The organism is Streptomyces rectiverticillatus, assembly GCF_013394065.1.
GTDB classification, from domain to species: Bacteria; Actinomycetota; Actinomycetes; order Streptomycetales; family Streptomycetaceae; genus Streptomyces; species Streptomyces rectiverticillatus.
The window spans coordinates 7,413,097-7,431,363 of the sequence record NZ_CP040752.1 but is presented as its reverse complement, the minus strand read 5'-3'; the positions used below and the strand labels follow the sequence as shown (position 1 = coordinate 7,431,363).

Here is an 18,267-nt window from a genome sequence, read left to right as displayed (position 1 = left end):
TCAACCAGATCGACGGAGCACCCTCGGTGACCGGCCCGCCGTACCCGCCGTTCCCCCTGTTCCCGCCGTTTCCGCCGTTTCCGCCCCCAGCAAGGCCCTGACCGTCGCAGCCTCGCCGGCGCCCGAGGAGTCGAAGAGGGAGAGCGCCTCCTCCCAGCAGGCGTGGGCCCGCTCCACGTGCCCGAGGTCGCGCAGTGCCCTGCCGAGCAGGGTGAGGACCGTTCCCCTGCGCCAGTCGCCGCCCGCATCGCCCAGGGCGGCAAGCGCCCGTTCCGCATGGTGCGCGGCCTGTGCAGCGCTCCCCCGCAGCAAGCGGTTCTCGGCCATGCGGAAGAGCGTCATCCCCTCCCAGAACGACTGCCGTCCCTCGCCGAACAAGGCGAGCGCCTCGCCCAGCGCCTCGAATCCCTCGTCCTCCCGCTCCGCGTGTCCCAGGACGAGGCCCAGGACGTAGAGCCCGTTGCCCAGCCGTGAGACGGCGCCCAGCTCCCGCAGGATGCGCACACTGCGGCGGGCCTCGTCGACAGCCTTCTCGTCGGCACCGGTCTCGTTGTGCACGCGTGCCAGGCTCGCCAGCACGGTCGCCTCGCTGTGGCGGTCGCAGTCGCTCTCGGCCCGGAGCGCCTCCAGGGCCTCCTGGAAGCACCGCTCGGCCTCTTCGTGCGCGCGCCTGATGTGAGCGGCGTTGCCTCTCAGGGTCAGTGCCTGCAGGTGTACGAGCCGGTCCCCGGTCGTACGGCTGAGCGTCTCGGCCCGCATCGCCTCGGCCCCGGCCTCCTCGAACCGCCCCTCCACCACGAACGCCTGGCCGAGGAGGCACCTGGCCCGGCCCTCGACGACGGGCTCGCCCCGCTCCTGGGCCGCGGTCGCGAGTGCATCGGCCGCCCTGATCCAGGACCGGGCCCAGGCTCCCGACTCCACCAGGTCACGGGCCGCCCACAAGGTGTCCACTGCGCAGCGGAGCACTTCGCCGGACGACTGCGCGGTGGCCTGTTCCACCACGGGGAGGAGATTCCCGGCCTCATCGAAGAGCCAGTCCAGGGCATCCCTGTGCCCGGCGAAGACCGTCCCCTCGCCCTCGGTGCCCCACAGGTGCTCCACGCTCCGGTCCCCCGGGTGGGTGGCGGCGTAGGCCGTACGGGCCGAGGCGAGGTGGAATCGGTACAGGCGCAGCAGAGCCGCCTCCCGCTCGGCCTCGTAGTCCGGGCGCTCCCGTGCGTACGACCGCAGCAGGTCGTGATACCGGTACCGGCCGGGTGTCGTGGACTCCAGGAGGCTCGTGTCGACAAGCCGTTCGAGCACTTCTTCGACTTCACCGAGACCGCGGTCGAGCATCGCGGCCGCCGCCTCCAACCGGATGTCCCTGCCGTCCGACAGGCCGAGCAGGCAGAAGGCCCGGGCCGATTCCGGGTCCAGGTGCCCGTAGCCCAGGTCGAAGGTCGTCCTCAGAGCCAGGTCTCCCGAGCGGAGCTCGTCCAGCCTGCGGCGTTCGTCGGCGAGTTTCCGTGCCAGCGTCGAGACCGTCCATGTGCGGCGGGCGGCCAGCCGGGAGCCGGCGATCCGGATGGCCAGCGGCAGGAAACCGCAGGCGGCCACCACATCGAGTACGGCACCCCGCTCGGCGTCCACTCGCTGCTCCCCCACGATGCGAGTGAACAGTCGCACCGCCTCGTCCGGTTCGAGTACCTCCAGGTCGACGGCGAGGCTGCCGACGATTCCGGCCACGCGGGCCCGGCTGGTGACGATGGTGGCGGAGCCCTCGGTGCCCGGCAGCAGCGGGCGGACCTGGGCGGCGTCGCGGGCGTTGTCCAGCAGGACCAGTACCCGGCGGCCTTCGAGGGTGGAGCGGAAGAGCGCGGCACGCTCCTGCACCCCGTCGGGGATACCGGAGTCCGGTGTGCCGAGCGCCCGGAGGAAAGAGCCCAGGACGGCCTCCGGCTCGGCCGACACCGGGCCGGCATCGTGAAGGTCGACGTAGAGCTGCCCGTCGGGGAAGTGCCGGCGGGCGACGTGGGCGACGTGGACCGCCAACGTGGTCTTCCCGACCCCGCCGAGGCCGGAGACCGTGACCGTGGTCATGACGTTCGCCGCCGCACCGGCCAGATGTTCCACGACAGGTCCGACGAGCTCCGACCGGCCGGTGAAGTCCGGGACGTCCGCGGGCAGCTGGGTGGGAACACGCGGACCCGTATAGGTCCTTTCCGTGGACGGATTCGCCCCCATCAGCTCGGGGTCGGCGGCGAGGATGCGCTGCTGGAGCTCGGACAGCTCAGGGGCGGGGTCGACGCCGAGTTCGTCGGCGAGGAGGCGGCGGGTGTCGGCGTAGACAGCGAGGGCCTCGGCCTGGCGGCCGCTGCGGTAGAGCGCGAGCATCAGCAGTTCGCGCAGGCGCTCGCGCAGCGGGTGGGCGGCGGTCTGGGCGGTCAGCTCGGAGACGGCCTCGGCGTGCCGGCCGAGATCGAGGTGCAGCCCGATGCGGGTCTCGATGAGCGACAGCCTCCACTCCTCGAGCCGGACGCGCTGGCTGTCGGCGTACGGACCGGGCAGGCCGGCCAGTGGTTCGCCGTCGAAGACACCGAGGGCGCGGTCCACGTGGGCGAGCGCCTGCGCGCGTCGCCCGCCTGCGAGTGCCTCTTGCGCTTCGGCTTCATGCCGTGTCGCGACGTCGACGTCGAACCGCGCTTCCCCGATGCGCAGCGCGTACCCACCGGACTCGCTGACGAGGGCGTCGGCATCGGGGCCGAGGACCTTGCGGAGCCGGGAGGCGTAGGTACGGAGGGCGGCCAGGGCCGCGTCCGGGGGCTCGTCCCCCCAGAGGGCGTCCACCAGCTCCGGTGCAGTGGCGGTGCGGCCGCCGCGCAGCAGCAGGGTGGCGAGCAGCGCACGCTGTTGCGGGGATCCGGTGGGCAGAGGTTCCTCACCGCGCCAGACCCGCACGGGCCCCAGCACCGCGAACCGGAGCGCACCCGTAGGCCTGCGTGTCACCGGAGTCGGATTCGGATGCAGGGCGGCCGTACCGTCGAAGGAGAGGTTCGATACGGGTGACAGCGGCGATACGGGCGGCGCCAGGGCCTCGGGCACGGTCTCGGCCGTCTGGAGTGCGGTCCGGAGGATTTCGAGGCGAGCGGGGAACGAGCGGCCCTGCGCTTGCATCCCCGAGGCGAGGCGGTCCAGCACGCGCGTGGCCTCCGCCGTACGCCCTCCGTGGGCCAGAGCGGTGGCCAGTTGCTGGTGGAAACGCTCGTCCAAGGGGTGCTCCTGGACGAGCCGCCGGAGCTCCGGCACGGCGTGGGCGTGCCGGCCGAGGCGGAGCTCGCAGGCGATGCGGAGCTCGAGCGCCTCCAGACGCCGCTCCTCGATCAGCCGTGCCGCGGCCGCGATCCGGGAACTGTGGCGGGGCACGCCTGCGAAGGCGGAGCCTCGGTGCAGCCGCAGTGCACGAGAGACCAGATCGTGGGCCCGCTCGTCCGCGGTCTCGGAGCGTGCGGCCTCCAGGAGGGCGGTGAACTCGGCGAGGTCGGTCGGCTGTACGTGGAGGCAATAGCCTGCCGGCGACCGCGTCAGGGCCCGCTTCGCCTCCTCGGCCCCACCGGTGTCGGCGATGCGCTTGCGCAACAGGTGGATGTAGTTCTGCAACCGGGCCAGGGCATGGGCGGGCGGATTACCGCCCCAGGCGTCCTCGATGAGGGTGTCCGGCGCGACGACGCGCCCCGGGTCCACCAGCAGCGAGGCGAGCACGGTGAGCAGGCGCGAGGCCGTCGGAGTGACCGGCCGCCCGTCCACCACCAGCTCCAGGGGGCCCAGGACTTTCGCCTCGATGCGCGTCATCACAAGGACCCGTTGCTGTCGGAACGGACAGCGTTGTCGGAACGGGCAGGGTTGTCGGAACTCCCGGACAGCTCGCGCAGGAGGGATGGCGGCCGGACACCGTACTCGCGCTGCCAGCGCTCCACCTCGCCCTTGACGAGATCGAGGGCGCCGGCGTGGGCACCGCCCTGGCGGAGCGCCGTGGCCAGCAGCACCACGATCTGCTCGTCGGCGGGGTGTTCGGCGCGCAGTTGACGCAGCTCGGCCGTCGCACGTGCCGTGGCGCCCGTCGCGAGCAGGGCGGCGGCCCTGCGCTTGACCAGGTCGAGCCTCAGGTCCCGGAGCCCGAGCACGTGGTCGGCGTGGAAGTCCCGAATCCGCAGGCCTGCGAGCGGATCTCCCCGCCAGAGGGCGAGCGCGGCGTCGAGGAGGGCGAGGGCTTCCGCCGTGCCGCCGTGGGCCCCGGCCTCGTCGGCCCGACGGGCCAGGGTGCGGAAGCGCTCCGCATCGACGGTGCCCTCGGCGACGTGCAGGGCGTAACTCACCTGGTCGGCAGGGTGGCCCGGATGAGTGACCAGGCGCGGCGGGCCGTCCGCGTTCTCCCGCTCCCGGGGAAGCGCCCCCAAGGCCTTTCGCAGGTGGTGCACATGGACCTGGATCGCCGAGATGGCGGACGCGGGCGGCGATGCCTTCCAGATCGCGTCCCGCAGCGCGGCCACGGTCACCGTCCGCCCTTCGGCGAGCAGAAGCGCGGCGAGCACCGCCCTGCGCTGCGGCGGGCCGAGCTCGACAGGGCGCCCCTCCCAGTGGGCTTCCACCGGGCCCAAGATGCTGAATCGCAGGGCCGTCATCCCACCGCCTCAACTCAACTCAAGGACACTGAACGACGCTTAAGACTCTACAGGCAGATTCAGCAGACGTTAAGTGAGAACAGAGCAGCTGCAGAGAGCAGACCACTCATCTGCACGGAGACCTGGTACGGAGCCCCGGCACTTAGCCGTTTCTCACACGTTTACCGCCCCGTGGAAGCATCGGTCCAACGCCAGCCGCGACGTGCCCAGTCCGGTGACGGCTCAGGCGGAGTCCTCCGGGGGTGGTAGCCCGGACGGCTCCGCCTTGCCTGCTTCCCCCTCTTCCTTTCCGTCAACTCTGGTACACGGACCCCCATTTGGGCTACCGTCGTAGCGTTCGGCGTGTGGTTGCGGATCGGCCCGGCCCTCCTACCAAGGGCTTGCAAGCGGGGCGCATCCCTGCCTCTGCGCCGGACTTCCGGACTGGGCAACGGTCGCAAGGAGAGCAGAGATGCATCCGAATCCATCCGTCTGGCTGGCAGCCGGGGTCGTCGTGGCCCTGGCGTTCTTCGTACTCGTCGGTTACCTCGCCCGCGTACTGCGGTCGACACGCCGGCTGCCCGCGGTGATCGCGGCACTCGGCGGACTGATCACCGCGCTTCCGGGAGTTCTCTACGCCCTGTACTACGTAGTGACCTCCACTTCGATCTGAACAAACCGTCGGGGCCCGGACTCCCACCCGGGCCCCGAGCGGGACGCTGCCCTGGGCTCGGGCGGCGGCAGTTGTGGGGGCCAACGCCAGTATGGGCTTCCCTCAGCGCCTGGATCGGAGTTCTAGTACAGCATGGAGATTCACGGCAGTTGCAACGATCAGTTCAGCGGCGTACGAGCGGTATTCTCCGGCTCCCTGCGCAGCGGCGCGGACGTCGGCGCCTCGGTGGCGGTCTACATCGACGGCGAACCCGTCGTCGATCTGTGGGGCGGGCACGCGGATCAGTCCCGTACGCGGCCATGGCAGCACGACACCGTCACCAACGTGTGGTCCATCACGAAAACGATGACGGCGCTGTGTGCTCTCCTCCTCGCGGACCGCAGTGAACTCGATCTGTCCGCTCCGGTCGCGAAGTACTGGCCCGAGTTCAGTACCGCAGGAAAGGAGTACATCAAGGTCCGGCACCTGCTCAGCCACACCGCCGGCCTACCCGACTGGGACCGGCCCATGACGCTCGACGACCTGTGCGACTGGGAGAAGGCCACCACCCTGCTGACCCGCCAGACACCCCGCTGGAAGCCCGGTACGAGGTCCGGTTATCACCGTTTCACCCACGGCTTCCTGATCGGCGAAGTCATCCGCCGCATCTGCGGGCAGTCGATCGGCACCTTCTTCGCGGAGCAGCTCGCCGCCCCAATCGGCTCCGACTTCCACATAGGCCTCAAGGCCGAACACGATCACCGCGTCTCCCACGGCATCCCCGCACCCGGCCCCGCACCCGCGGCCAACCCTCGGGCGACCATCCCGGTCGGCTCCTACGTCACGACCCAGGACACCTGGACCGCCCAGTGGCGTCGCGCCGAGATCCCCGCCGCAGCAGGCTACGGAAACGCACGATCCGTCGCCGCCGTCCAGTCCCTGCTCTCCTCCGGAGGCCGTACGCCTTCGGCGCGCCTTCTCTCCGAAGCCACCTGCCGTTCAGTGTTCGACGAACAGTCCCACGGCATCGACCTCGTACTCGGCATTCCCTTGCGCTTCGGCATCGGCTACGCACTCGACGCCGCTGACACGCCGGTCAGCGTGGCCGGCCCCCATGCGTGCTACTGGGGTGGACGGGGCGGATCACTGATCGTCAACGACCTCGACACACGTATGACCTTCGCCTACGTGATGAACCGGATGGACGGCCTCGGTCTCGCCGACCCACGCGGCCACGCACTCCTCCGCGCCACCTACGAGGCGCTCACGCTCTGAAAATGGTCGTTACCGAGGAAGGCGCGCATCTCGTCCGTGGCTGAGCCCACCCCAGAACGCCGACACCGCTTTCCAAGGGAAGAGTGGTCCGGGGTCGATCCGGCGGCGCACCTTCGTCTCAGGGCGGTCCGCTGCCGGGATCAGGGCGGTATCGAGGTCGCTGTGCCGGTACAAGTCAGTGAGATGACGGAATTCGCCGTGAAGTGCCTTCAGCACTTCCTGGAGCGATTGCACCTGCGCGGCCGGGAACGGCTCAGTCGGGGTCTGGTGGTCGGCATCGAACCAGCGGGGGTACCGCCCGCGGTTGATCAATTCGATGCCGATGGATGGCGTGTTGTGTCCGCGGACGTGTTGTGCGACGCGTTCGAACGGCACCAGTTGGTGCACCGTACCGTCGCGGTCGATGTACAGGTGCCCGCACATCCCGCGCCCGGTCTCGCTCTCCTGTGCCGTCTTGTCGGCTTCCAGCAGCGCCTCTTCGAAGCCGGGCAGCTCGGTGGCGTGCAGCACGACCGTGGTGACGGTGTCGGGGCGGCGCTCGGGCAGCCGGTGGTGCCAGCTGACGAGGTGATCGCAGGCATAGCGTTCCATGAGGCCCATGATTCCCGACCCTACGCGCTGCCCGGTCGTCTGACGCTGAGCCGGACAGCCCTTTGCCGGGCACGGTTACCGCCCCGGCGCTCCCGCGCGCAGTCCGTCCATGACGAGGTCCAGCAGCCGGGTGGCGCGCGGCTGCCAGTCCGAGCGGGGGTCGATCTGCCAGAGGCCGGCGATGGCGAGGAGGAAGTCGTCCGGGGAGACGCCCGGACGGATGGTGCCGGCCTGCTCGTTGGCGCGGAGCAGGAGGCCGGCCGCGGAGGTCACCGGGGCGTGTCCCGGCTTCGCCGGTCCCCCGGGCCTGCCGGTGGCCAAGCGGATCGCGTCCGCCAGGCCGGCCTTGGTCATGGCGAACCGGGCGAGGCGGTCCATCCACTCGCGCAGGGCCCGGTCCGGCTCCCGCGTTTCGAGCAACTGGGCCGCCGTGTCGGCGACCTGCTGCATTTCGTAGCGGTAGATCTCGAGGACGAGTGCCTCGCGGTGGGGGAAGTTGCGGTAGAACGTGCCCTGTCCGACGCCCGCCTTCCTGGCGATCGCGCTCAGCGGGGCGTCCGGGCAGCGCGTCAGCTCGGCCACGGCCGCTTCGAGGATGCGCTCGCGGTTTCGCCTCGCGTCCGACCGCAGAGCCGCGTCCTTCTTCTCCTGCACTCGTCCTCCCGGCGGCGCGTGCCCGAATCCCGCCCTTGTTAACCGGACAACTGTCCACTACGCTCCGAATGAGCGGACAGTTGTCCGCTTGTGCTCACCATAGCGGCGGATACGGCCTGCTGGTGGCCGTCGCGGCACCGGCTTTGCGATCTCCGCCGCCCGCAGTGTTCCCGGCCCATGTCGCCACGTACGTACAGCGCGCCCTCTCCAGCCCGGCCCTCCACCTCCTGACTCGGCTCCTGATTCGTCTGCCTGCCGGCCCGCCCCCTCGGCGTGCTCCGGATACGCGAAAGAAGGCTGATCATGGCCCCACCCCCCTCGTCCACGCACAGCTCCGTCACCTTGGACGTCAACGGCGACAAGCACACCCTGACCGTCGACCACCGCACCACCCTCCTCGACGCGTTACGCGAGCGTCTCGATCTGACCGGCACCAAGAAGGGCTGCGATCAGGGGCAGTGCGGTGCTTGCACCGTCCTGCTCGACGGCCGCCGGGCCGTGGCCTGCCTGCAGCTCGCGGTGGCGGCCGAGGGGCGTGTGATCACCACCGTCGAAGGCCTCGCCGAAGGCGATCGACTGCACCCGGTCCAGCAGGCGTTCCTCGACCTGGACGGCTACCAGTGCGGCTACTGCACGCCGGGGCAGATCTGCTCGGCGGTCGCGGTGATCGAGGAACACGCAGCGGGATGGCCGAGCGCCGTCACCGACGACGTACGGCCCGAAGCGGGGCCGCCCCCGCTGACCGCCGACGAGATACGGGAGCGGATGAGCGGGAACCTGTGCCGCTGCGCCGCCTACGTGTCGATCGTGCAGGCGGTCGCCCGCGCGGCCGCGGTCCGGACGCAGACCACGGAGCGCGCGACGGCCCCGGCGGCCAAGGGAGCGGCCGCGTGAAGGAGTTCGGATACCAGCGCGCATTCGACGTCTCCGGCGCCCTCGCGCTGCTCGATGCCGACCCCGGCGCCCGCTTCCTCGGCGGCGGCACCAACCTCGTCGACCTGATGAAGGCCGGCGTCGAGCGCCCCGCCCGCCTCGTCGACGTGCGCGAACTGCCCTTGGCCCGCATCGAGCCGACTGCGGACGGAGGGCTGCACATCGGCGCGACCGTCACCAACAGCGACCTCGCCGCGCACCCCGGCGTCCGTCGCCACTACCCGGCGCTGGCGCAGGCGGTGCTGGCCGGTGCCTCCGGGCAGCTGCGCAACATGGCCACGGTCGGTGGCAACCTGCTCCAGCGCACCCGCTGCGGCTACTTCGCCGACGTGACCAGACCCTGCAACAAGCGCGTCCCCGGCAGCGGCTGCCCCGCCGTCGAGGGCGAACACCGCAACCACGCGATCCTGGGCGCCTCCGACCACTGCGTGGCGGTCCACCCTTCGGACATGGCCGTGGCGCTGACGGCTTTCGACGCCGTCGTCTCATACGAATCGACGGACGGTCCGGGCGCGTTGCCGCTCACCGAGTTCTACCTGCCCGTGGGCGACACACCGCACCTGGAGACCGCCCTGCCGCCAGGAGCACTGATCACCGGCGTCACCCTGCCGCCTGCTCCGGCCGCCGCCCGCTCCCGCTACCGGAAGGTGCGCGAGCGTGCCTCGTACGCGTTCGCGATCGGCTCGGTCGCCGCCGCACTCGACGTCCGGGACGGCGTGATCCGCGATGCGCGCCTGGCCTTCGGTGCGGTCGCGTCCCGGCCGTGGCGGGCCACGGCGGCCGAACGTGCGCTGACCGGGGCGCCCCCCGGCGATGAGGTGTTCGCCGCCGCCGCGGAGGCCGAACTGTCGGCCGCCCAGCCGCTGCCGGACAACGGATACAAGGTGACGCTGATGCGCAATCTCGTGGTGGCGGTGCTTTCCGGACTCGCCGAGGAGGCCGCCCGATGACCACCGCCCCAACGGCACGCAAGGGCGCCGTCGGCACCGCGTACACCCGGGTGGAAGGCCGCGACAAGGTCACCGGAGCGGCCCGCTACGCCGCCGAGGTTCCCTTCGCCGAACTCGCCCACGGCTGGCTGGTGTTGTCCACGGTCGCCCGTGGACGCATCCGTTCGCTGGAAACGGGCGCGGTCCTCGCGATGCCGGGGGTGCTCACCGTTCTCCACCACGGGAACGCCCCGCGGGTCGACACCGGCTACATCGGCCTCCTGGGGGCTCCACCGGACCCGACCTGCGCCGCGTTCCAGCACGACCGGGTGCCGCACATGGGCTGGCCCGTGGCGCTGGTCGTCGCCGAGACACCCGAGCAGGCCAGGGAGGCCGCCGAAGCGCTCGTCGTGCACTACGAGGAGGAGCCGTACGACATCGCGTTCTCCGGCGAGCGCCCGGACGCGTATCCCTTGGACAGCCATCTGCCGGCCGTCGTCGAGAAGGGGGACCTGGAGGCCGGACTCGCGGCGTCCGCCGTCGTCGTGGACGCGGAGTACAGCACTCCCGAAGAGCATCACAGTCCGATGGAGCCGCATGCGGCGACGGCGCGCTGGGACGGCGGCCGGCTCGAAGTCGTCGACTCCAACCAGGGCACCACCTGGGTCGCGGGCGAGCTCGCGAGCCTGTTCTCGCTCGACCCGGCCTCGGTCCGGGTGCGGTCCGAACACGTCGGCGGCGGGTTCGGCAGCAAGGGGCTCCGCGCCCATCAGGTGGCCGCCGTGATGGCCGCGACCGTCCTGCGGCGCCCGGTGCGGGTTGTACTGACGCGCCGCCAGATGTTCTCGCTCGCCGGCTACCGCAGCCCCACGGCGCAGCGGATCAGGCTGGGCGCCGACGCCGACGGGCGGCTGCGCGCGCTGGAGCACCGCTCGCTGAGCCTCACTTCCACCGTGCACGAATTCGTCGAGCCGAGTGCGGCTGCGGCGCGGGTGATGTACGACGCGGACGCCCACCACACGGCCAACCGGGTGGTACGCCTCGACGTGCCGACGCCGACCTGGATGCGCGCACCGGGCGAGGCGCCGGGCTCGTTCGCGCTGGAGGCGGCGCTGGACGAACTCGCCGAGAAGTGCGGCATCGACCCGATCGAGCTGCGCGTGCGCAACGAGCCCTTGCGCGGTCCCGTGTCCGGCCTGCCCTTCAGCGGCCGCCACCTGCTCACCTGCTTCCGGGAGGGCGCCCGCCGGTTCGGCTGGGCGGACCGTGACCCTCGTCCCGGGGTGCGCCGTGAAGGCCGCTGGTTGCTCGGCACCGGCACGGCGGCGGCCTCCTTCCCTGTGATGGCCCGGCCGTCCACGGCGGCTGTGACGGCGGAGGCGGACGGCACCTTCACCGTACGGATCTCCGCGGCGGACATCGGGACCGGCGCGCGGACCGCGCTCACCCAGGTGGCCGCCGACGCGCTGGAGACCGGGCCGGACCGCGTCCGGGTGCGGATCGGGGACAGCGACTTCGGACCGGCGATGATCGCCGGAGGCTCGATGGGCACCCGCTCCTGGGCGTGGGCGATCACCGCCGCGGCCGCCGAGTTGCGCGAGCGGCTCGCCCCGGGCACCGGCATCCCGCCGCAAGGAATCACCGTACGGTCGGACACCACCGCGGCCGTCGCGGCGCTCCCTCCGAAGGAACGGCACTCCTTCGGAGCCCAGTTCGCCGAGGTCGCCGTCGACGTCGGCACCGGCGAGGTACGGGTGCGGCGCATGCTCGGCATCTTCGCGGCGGGCCGGATCGTCAACCCGCTCACCGCCCGCAACCAGTTCGTCGGCGGGATGACCTGGGGCATCTCCATGGCCCTGCACGAAGAGGCCGTCCGGGACCGCGCCTCCGGCGGCCACTACGGCGCCGACCTCGCGGGATACCACGTCGCCACGCACGCCGACGTGCCACACGTGGAGGCGGACTGGATCGACGACGCCGACCCGGACCCGGACGACCCGGTCGGCATCAAGGGCATCGGCGAGATCGGCATCGTCGGCGCCGCGGCGGCCGTCGCCAACGCGGTCCGGCACGCGACGGGCGTACGCCACCGGAGCCTGCCCATCCGGCCGGACCGCGTCATCGCGGCCGGGACGAGCACGAGGGAACCGCATGCTTGACATCGCCGAGGAGCTGCACCGCTGGGCCGGGCAGGGCAGGGACTTCGCCGTCGCCACCGTGGTGGCCGTCAGCGGCAGCGCCCCGCGCGGCCCCGGCGCCGCCCTCGCCGTCGACAGCGAGGGCACGGTCATCGGCTCGGTCTCCGGAGGCTGCGTCGAGGGAGCGGTGTACGAGCTGTGCCGGCAGGCGCTGGCAGCGGGCGAGACGGTCGTCGAACGGTTCGGCTACAGCGACGAGGACGCGTTCGCGACCGGCCTCACCTGCGGTGGGGTCATCGACGTCATGATCACGCCGGTCGCCGCGGGCGCGCCGTGGCGGGCGGTGTTCCGTTCGGCGCTGTCGAGCGCCACCGAAGGAGAGCCGGTGGCGGTCGCCCGGGTCGTCCGGGGTCCGGCCGGACTCCTCGGCAGGCTCCTGCTCGTACGCGACACGGGAGCGTACGAAGGCACCCTCGGCGGCCACGCGGAACTGGACCGGACGGCCGCGGCCGAGGCCCGGGCCGTGCTGGACACCGGCCGCACCGGCACGGTCGGACTCTCGGAGGACGGATCACGCTGCCCCGGCGGTCTCACGCTGCTCGTCGAAGCGAGCGTGCCACCGCCCCGCATGATCGTCTTCGGTGCGGTCGACTTCGCCGCGGCGCTCGTGCGCGCGGGCAAGTTCCTCGGCTACCACGTGACCGTGTGCGACGCCCGCCCCGTCTTCACCACCCGGGCCCGCTTCCCCGAGGCCGACGACATCGTGGTCGACTGGCCGCACCGCTACCTGCGGCGCACCGCCGTCGACGGGCGCACGGTCCTGTGCGTGCTCACCCACGACGCCAAGTTCGACGTACCGCTGCTGCAGGAGGCGCTGAGGATGCCGGTCGCGTTCGTCGGCGCGATGGGCTCGCGCCGCACCCACGAGGACCGCAGCCGGCGGCTGCGCGACACCGGTGTGACCGAGCGGGAGCTGGCCCGGCTGAGGTCGCCGATCGGCCTCGACCTCGGCGCCCGTACACCCGAGGAGACGGCCCTGTCGATCGCCGCGGAGATCGTGGCGGCCCGGCGGGGCGGGACGGGAGTCCCCCTGACCGGCTCGGGCACGCCCATTCACCGTGCCGCCGAGGGAGAGCGGAGGGCTGACGCGGCCGCCTGAGGGACCTCTGAGGGACCTCGCGTCGCCGGTTGCTGTTCGCGGTTCGTCTTCGCGGCCGCCGTACGCGGGACCGCCGCCGGGCCGGGGTTCCCCGAGCGGCACCGCGACGGGGAACCCCCGCTCACGGCCGGTCCGGGGCACCGGCCGCAGACGGCCTCGAAGCGGACGGCCTGGGGGCGGACGGCCTGTCAGGCGTCTGCGCACCTGACGTGCCGGCGCCGCCCGGCGCGCGTGTCTCGTCCTTCTTCCAAGGACCGACGCCGAGCTTTCCCGTCGTGCCCAGGTCGAGCTCGGGCGTCACCGTCACCGCAGGAGCACCGGGCTGTGGCCGCACCCTCACGTAGGGGAGGTTCACGGCATCGCCGCCCCCGGTGATGTTGCGCCAGACCAGACCGGAGTGCGCCCACTCGCCGGGTTGCAGGACCAGCTGCTGAGGCTCGCCGTCGGCTCCGGTACCGGTCGCGATGGCACTGCCGCCGCGGAGGATCTTCACGCCGTCCACGGGCCGGTGGTCCCCGTCGAGGAGCTGGAGCTGCGGGTAGCCGTTGAGCCGGTAGGGCCGGGTGCCGCAGTTCTGCAGGAGCAGCCCGACGACGCGCAGCCCCATGGCGGCGTCTCCTTCGTCCGTGTCCACGTGCACTCCCGATGAGGGGCAGGTGCCCCCTCGGGTCGGGGCTTCGGCGGCGGGGACGCTCCTCACTTTCGTCACCCGCACGCCGGTAACGGTCCGGCCGCCCGGACCACGCTCGCTCATGGTGACCGTGCGTTTCACGGTCTGCCCCGGCCCGACCGAGGGCACCGACTCCTTCACCGTCTCCAGCGCCTCACCGGAATCCGACGTGAAGGTGAAGGTGATCGTGTACGTAAAGGGTTCGCTCTTGTCATTGGCGACCTCGAACCCGGCACAGGGACGCGTACCCGGGCTTACACCGGTGATCGTCACGCCGCCCTTGCCCGACTCGCGGGCAGTACCGCCGGGCACGGCCGGTGAGCCGGGCGCGGAGGCCGCGCCGGACGCCCGGGTCCCGCACGAGGAGTCACCGGAAGAGCCGGGGGAACCGGAGCCGGAGCCCGAGCCGGACGCTTGCCTCCGCGCCGGGCCGTCCTCCCCTGCCCCCGCCACCTGAGAACCGCACGCCGTGAGCAGCAGGACACCCGTGAGGGCGAGGGGAAGAGCGCGAAAGTCACGAAACATGTGCCGATTTGACCAGGACCGGAGCACGGCCCGCCGTGGCCCACACCACAATCCCCTGTCACAGTCACGCCACAGACGAACGGTCAGCCGGCACCTGCCCGCCCCGGCGCGCTCGCTCGCGCTCACCGCGGTAACCGCACTCACCTGCTCGAACACGGCCCGGCTAGGGTGGTCGCGAACAGCACATCGTGAAGCGCGACAAGGAGCAGACGTGAGCGAGCCGGCGTCCATCGCCCTGCAGGAGGAGATCGCCCGGGAACTGGAGGTCGCCGAGACCTTCGAGGCCGAGCGGGAGATCGAGCGCCGGGTGGCCTTTCTCGCCGAGCGGCTGACCTCCACCGGTCTGCGCTCCCTCGTGCTCGGCATCAGCGGCGGCGTCGACTCCACCACCGCGGGCCGGCTGTGCCAGCTCGCCGTCGAGCGGGCCCGGGCCGCCGGGCACGAGGCGCGGTTCTACGCGATGCGACTGCCCTACGGGATCCAGGCCGACGAGCACGACGCTCAGCTCGCGCTCTCGTTCATCCGGGCCGACCACCTGCTGACCGTGGACATCAAGCCCGCGAGCGACGCCGCACTCGATGCCTCGCTGGCCGCCGGCGTCAGCTTCCGCGACGCCGGCCACCAGGACTTCGTGCACGGCAACATCAAGGCCCGGCAGCGCATGATCGCCCAGTACGCGGTGGCCGGCGCGCACGAGGGTCTGGTCGTCGGTACCGACCACGCCGCCGAGGCGGTCTCCGGCTTCTTCACCAAGTTCGGCGACGGCGCCGCCGACCTGGTGCCGCTGACCGGTCTGACCAAGCGCCGGGTGCGCGCCGTCGCGGACGCCCTGGGTGCGCCCGCCGAGCTGGTGTGGAAGACCCCGACGGCCGATCTGGAGACCCTCGACCCGGGCAAGGCCGACGAGGACGCGCTCGGGGTCACCTACGACGACATCGACGACTTCCTGGAGGGCAAGCCGGTGGACGAGCGGGCCTTCGACACGATCGTCCGCCGCTACCGCCTCACCGACCACAAGCGTCAGCTGCCCATCGCTCCCTGACGTCCCGAGCCGGTGGGCGCCCGGCGCCCACCGGCTATAGCTGCACGTAACAGCCATGGGCGCGGCGGAGGAGGCCGAAAATGCCTCATGAGGAACCTCGACAGTCAATCGTCGAGGTAAAGCCTGCGAAAAGGTCAGAGAACTTCATCAAATGATCCGGAAGGCCACCCGGAACGCCAACCCGTGACAACTCTGGATCATTGCTGCAGGTCAGGGGCCCTACCCCGAGGCAGGGGCAAGGAAGTTCACCTTCCGGAAAAGACCCTCTCCGTCGGGCTTCCAGGTAAAGCAACCCTTATCTACGATACTTACCGTGACGCTCTCTTTCGGCCAGTCAAACAGAGTCGAATCGGTCCCCTTCGCCCGCGCTCTCGCAACTCATGGTGATCACACAGCGCTCATCACTCCCACCGGTGAGGTCTCGTACCGCGAGCTCGCCGAGCGCGTGACAGCCGTCGCGCGGCGCCTCGGCCCACGGCGGCGTCTCGTGCTGCTCGCCGGCGCCAACACGGCCGACGCGCTCGTCGTCCACCTCGCAGCCCTGGCCGCCGGCCACCCCGTCCTCCTGTCACCGGGCAGCGGCCCCGCGGTGGAATCTCTCGTCGCCGCGTACGACCCCGACGTGGTCGCGCGGCCCGCCGACGACGGTACGTGGCACATCGACGAGCGGCGCGCCGTCTCGGCGCACGAGCTCCACCCCGACCTCGCGCTGCTGCTGAGCACCTCCGGATCGACGGGCTCGCCGAAACTCGTGCGCCTCTCCCACGGCAACCTCCAGGCGAACGCGGAATCGATCAGCTCATGCCTGGACATCCGTAAGGAAGACCGGGCCGCCACGACGCTGCCCATGCACTACTGCTACGGCCTCTCGGTCGTCCACAGCCACCTCCTGCGCGGCGCGGGACTGATCCTCACCGGCCTCTCCGTGTCCGACCCCCGCTTCTGGGACCTCTTCCGCTCCGCCCGCGGCTCGTCCTTCGCCGGAGTCCCGCACACCTTCGACCTGCTCGACAGGGTCGGATTCGCCGCCATGCGCCTGCCCCACCTGCGCTACGTCACCCAGGCGGGCGGCCGGCTGGCGCCCGAGCGCGTGGCCAGCTACGCGGACCTGGGCCGGCGCGCCGGCTGGGACCTGTTCGTGATGTACGGACAGACCGAGGCCACCGCCCGCATGGCCTACCTGCCGCCCGAACTCGTCTTCGCGCACCCGCGGTCGATCGGCGTCCCCGTCCCCGGCGGCTCCTTCCGCATCGAGCCCCTGCCCGGCGACCCGGCCGGGCCGGGCGCCGGCGAGTTGGTGTACCGCGGGCCGAACGTCATGCTGGGCTACGCCCGGACCCCGGCGGACCTGCGCCTGGGACGCACCGTCGACGAACTGCGCACCGGGGACGTCGCGCGGCGCACGGACAGCGGGCTGTACGAGGTGGTCGGCCGGAGCGGCCGGTTCCTGAAGATCCTCGGCCTGCGCATCGACCCGCAGGCCGTCGAGTCGTCCCTGAAGCGGTACGGCATCACCGCGTGCTGCACCGGCGACGACGAGCGGCTGGTCGTAGCCGTCACCGGCCCCCGTCCCCGCGACCTCGCGCACCTGCGGCGGCTGGCGGCGGAAGTAAGCGGATTACCCGTCCACACCGTGCACGTACGGCACTTCACCGAACTGCCGCGGCTCGCCACGGGCAAGCCCGATTACCGGGCCGTGCGGCAGCGGGCGCGGGCCCCCGAAGCCGAGGAGCCGTCGGCGACGGCGCCCGAGGCAGCGGCCGTGACCGTCAGCACGGCACTCTGCCGTCTCTACGCGGAGGTCCTCGGCCGGGCCGACGTCACCGAGGACAGCACCTTCGTCGGCCTCGGCGGCGACTCCCTCTCCTACGTGGAGACGTCGCTGAGGATCGAGCAGACGCTGGGCCGCCTCCCCGCCGACTGGCACACCCGGCCGATCCGCGAACTCCGGCCGGCGGCTCCCCTCCCCCGGCCCGGGCGGCGCCCGGCCGTGCGCCGCATACGCACGCTGGAGACCGGAGTCGCCCTCCGTGCCGTCGCCATCGTCCTCGTCGTCGGCTCCCACATACCCCTGTTCGTCGTCCAGGGCGGGGCGCACGTGCTGCTGGGCATCGCCGGCTTCAACTTCGCCCGCTTCCACCTCACCTCCGCGCCGCGCCGCGAGCGCGCCCGGCACGCATGGCACAGCATCGCGCGCATCGCCCTGCCGAGCGTCGCCTGGATCAGCCTCGTGGTCTTCCTCGGCCGGGGCTACGACCCCGAGAACGCCGTCCTGCTCAACAGCGTCATCGGCTCGCACGAAGGCCGGCAGGAGTGGCACTACTGGTTCGTCGAGACCCTCGTCTACTTCCTGGTCGCCCTGGCCGTCTGCCTGGCCGTGCCAGCGCTGGACCGCACCGAACGCCGGTTCCCGTTCGCCTTTCCCGCCGCCCTGATAGCCCTCGGGCTGGTCACCCGCTACAACCTCCCCGGGTTCGACCTGCGCGTCCCGCACATGACGCCGGTCGTCGTCTTCTGGCTCTTCGCCCTGGGCTGGGCCGCGGCCAAGGCGAGCACCGCGCGGCACCGCCTGCTGGTGACCACGACGGTTCTGGTGTCCGTGCCGGGCCTCTTCCACTTCCCCGGCCAGGCCCAGCGGGAGGCCGTGGTCATCTCCGGCCTGCTCCTGCTGGTGTGGTTCCCGGTCCTGCCGAGCACGAGGACCCTCAACCGGGCGGCCGGCCTGCTGGCCGGCAGCTCGCTCTCCATCTACCTGACGCACTGGCAGGTCTACCCGCACCTCAAGGGCCACTCGCCCATGCTGGCGCTGTGCGCCTCGCTCGTCATCGGCATCGCGTACGCCACGGTGGCGACGCGTCTGATGCGCAGACTGCCGTTCGCCCGCCGGGCGGCGGCCGCGAAGGAGCCCGGGACGGGGCCGGACGCCCCGGCCTCCCCGAGCACGAGCAGGGCGCGGGGCGACCTCGGAGGGGCGCTGGCCGGGTAGGCGTGGCCTCACGCGCAGCCGACCCCGCTCGGGCGCCGGCTTCAGTCCGGGGGCTCGTCGGCCTTCGGTACCTGAG

The 18,267-nt window shown here is 71.8% G+C and carries 13 protein-coding genes and 1 pseudogene; 8 read left to right on the top strand and 6 right to left on the bottom strand.

The annotated features are described in order from the left end of the window. From FGW37_RS32190 to FGW37_RS32185, 3 genes and pseudogenes are all read right to left on the bottom strand, one after another. Positions 1-3,006, bottom strand: coding sequence for an AfsR/SARP family transcriptional regulator (locus FGW37_RS32190; protein WP_246430886.1), 3,006 nt, complete (start codon positions 3,004-3,006; stop codon positions 1-3). 165 nt (positions 3,007-3,171) lie between these two features. Continuing rightward, positions 3,172-3,828: pseudogene (locus tag FGW37_RS33690) on the bottom strand (AfsR/SARP family transcriptional regulator); the annotation flags it as partial. After that, on the bottom strand, positions 3,828-4,625 hold the full coding sequence (locus FGW37_RS32185) for an AfsR/SARP family transcriptional regulator (RefSeq protein WP_179084304.1): 798 nt from the start codon (positions 4,623-4,625) through the stop codon (positions 3,828-3,830). The pseudogene FGW37_RS33690 and the gene FGW37_RS32185, both read right to left, overlap by 1 nt. Positions 4,626-5,109: 484 nt before the next feature. Here FGW37_RS32185 and FGW37_RS32180 point away from each other — a divergent pair, with 484 nt between their 5' ends. Together FGW37_RS32180 and FGW37_RS32175 are read left to right on the top strand one after the other, a co-directional pair. Continuing rightward, a complete protein-coding gene (locus FGW37_RS32180) occupies positions 5,110-5,310 on the top strand; it encodes a DUF948 domain-containing protein (RefSeq protein WP_179084303.1) in 201 nt (66 codons plus the stop codon). Between the two features lie 132 nt (positions 5,311-5,442). Further along, a complete protein-coding gene (locus FGW37_RS32175) occupies positions 5,443-6,564 on the top strand; it encodes a serine hydrolase domain-containing protein (protein WP_179084302.1) in 1,122 nt (373 codons plus the stop codon). Positions 6,565-6,573: 9 nt separating this feature from the next. Here FGW37_RS32175 and FGW37_RS32170 read toward each other — a convergent pair whose 3' ends face one another. Together FGW37_RS32170 and FGW37_RS32165 are read right to left on the bottom strand one after the other, a co-directional pair. Further along, a complete protein-coding gene (locus FGW37_RS32170; protein ID WP_179084301.1) occupies positions 6,574-7,155 on the bottom strand; it encodes an N-acetylmuramoyl-L-alanine amidase in 582 nt (193 codons plus the stop codon). A 75-nt stretch (positions 7,156-7,230) separates the two neighbouring features. Further along, positions 7,231-7,809 (bottom strand): TetR/AcrR family transcriptional regulator, encoded by a 579-nt coding sequence (locus FGW37_RS32165; RefSeq protein WP_179084300.1) that lies wholly within the window; start codon positions 7,807-7,809, stop codon positions 7,231-7,233. A 303-nt stretch (positions 7,810-8,112) separates the two neighbouring features. Between FGW37_RS32165 and FGW37_RS32160 the strand changes: the two genes are divergently transcribed. The 4 genes from FGW37_RS32160 to FGW37_RS32145 are packed head-to-tail and all read left to right on the top strand — an operon-like array spanning position 8,113 to position 12,968. Continuing rightward, a complete protein-coding gene (locus tag FGW37_RS32160) occupies positions 8,113-8,703 on the top strand; it encodes a 2Fe-2S iron-sulfur cluster-binding protein (RefSeq protein ID WP_179084299.1) in 591 nt (196 codons plus the stop codon). Next, positions 8,700-9,692, top strand: coding sequence for an FAD binding domain-containing protein (locus FGW37_RS32155; protein WP_179084298.1), 993 nt, complete (start codon positions 8,700-8,702; stop codon positions 9,690-9,692). Before FGW37_RS32160 ends, FGW37_RS32155 begins: the two co-directional genes overlap by 4 nt. Further along, positions 9,689-11,830: a xanthine dehydrogenase family protein molybdopterin-binding subunit gene (locus FGW37_RS32150; RefSeq protein WP_179084297.1), complete on the top strand. Its 2,142-nt coding sequence runs from the start codon at positions 9,689-9,691 to the stop codon at positions 11,828-11,830. The genes FGW37_RS32155 and FGW37_RS32150 overlap by 4 nt, the downstream gene beginning before the upstream one ends. Beyond that, positions 11,823-12,968 (top strand): XdhC family protein, encoded by a 1,146-nt coding sequence (locus FGW37_RS32145; protein WP_179084296.1) that lies wholly within the window; start codon positions 11,823-11,825, stop codon positions 12,966-12,968. The genes FGW37_RS32150 and FGW37_RS32145 overlap by 8 nt, the downstream gene beginning before the upstream one ends. 121 nt (positions 12,969-13,089) lie before the next feature. Here FGW37_RS32145 and FGW37_RS32140 read toward each other — a convergent pair whose 3' ends face one another. Continuing rightward, positions 13,090-14,163 (bottom strand): DUF4232 domain-containing protein, encoded by a 1,074-nt coding sequence (locus tag FGW37_RS32140; RefSeq protein ID WP_179084295.1) that lies wholly within the window; start codon positions 14,161-14,163, stop codon positions 13,090-13,092. 211 nt (positions 14,164-14,374) lie between these two features. Between FGW37_RS32140 and nadE the strand changes: the two genes are divergently transcribed. Together nadE and FGW37_RS32130 are read left to right on the top strand one after the other, a co-directional pair. Next, a complete protein-coding gene (gene nadE, locus FGW37_RS32135) occupies positions 14,375-15,205 on the top strand; it encodes an ammonia-dependent NAD(+) synthetase (protein ID WP_281394913.1) in 831 nt (276 codons plus the stop codon). Between the two features lie 313 nt (positions 15,206-15,518). Continuing rightward, positions 15,519-18,191 (top strand): AMP-binding protein, encoded by a 2,673-nt coding sequence (locus FGW37_RS32130; protein ID WP_179084294.1) that lies wholly within the window; start codon positions 15,519-15,521, stop codon positions 18,189-18,191. Positions 18,192-18,267 lie beyond the last annotated feature (76 nt).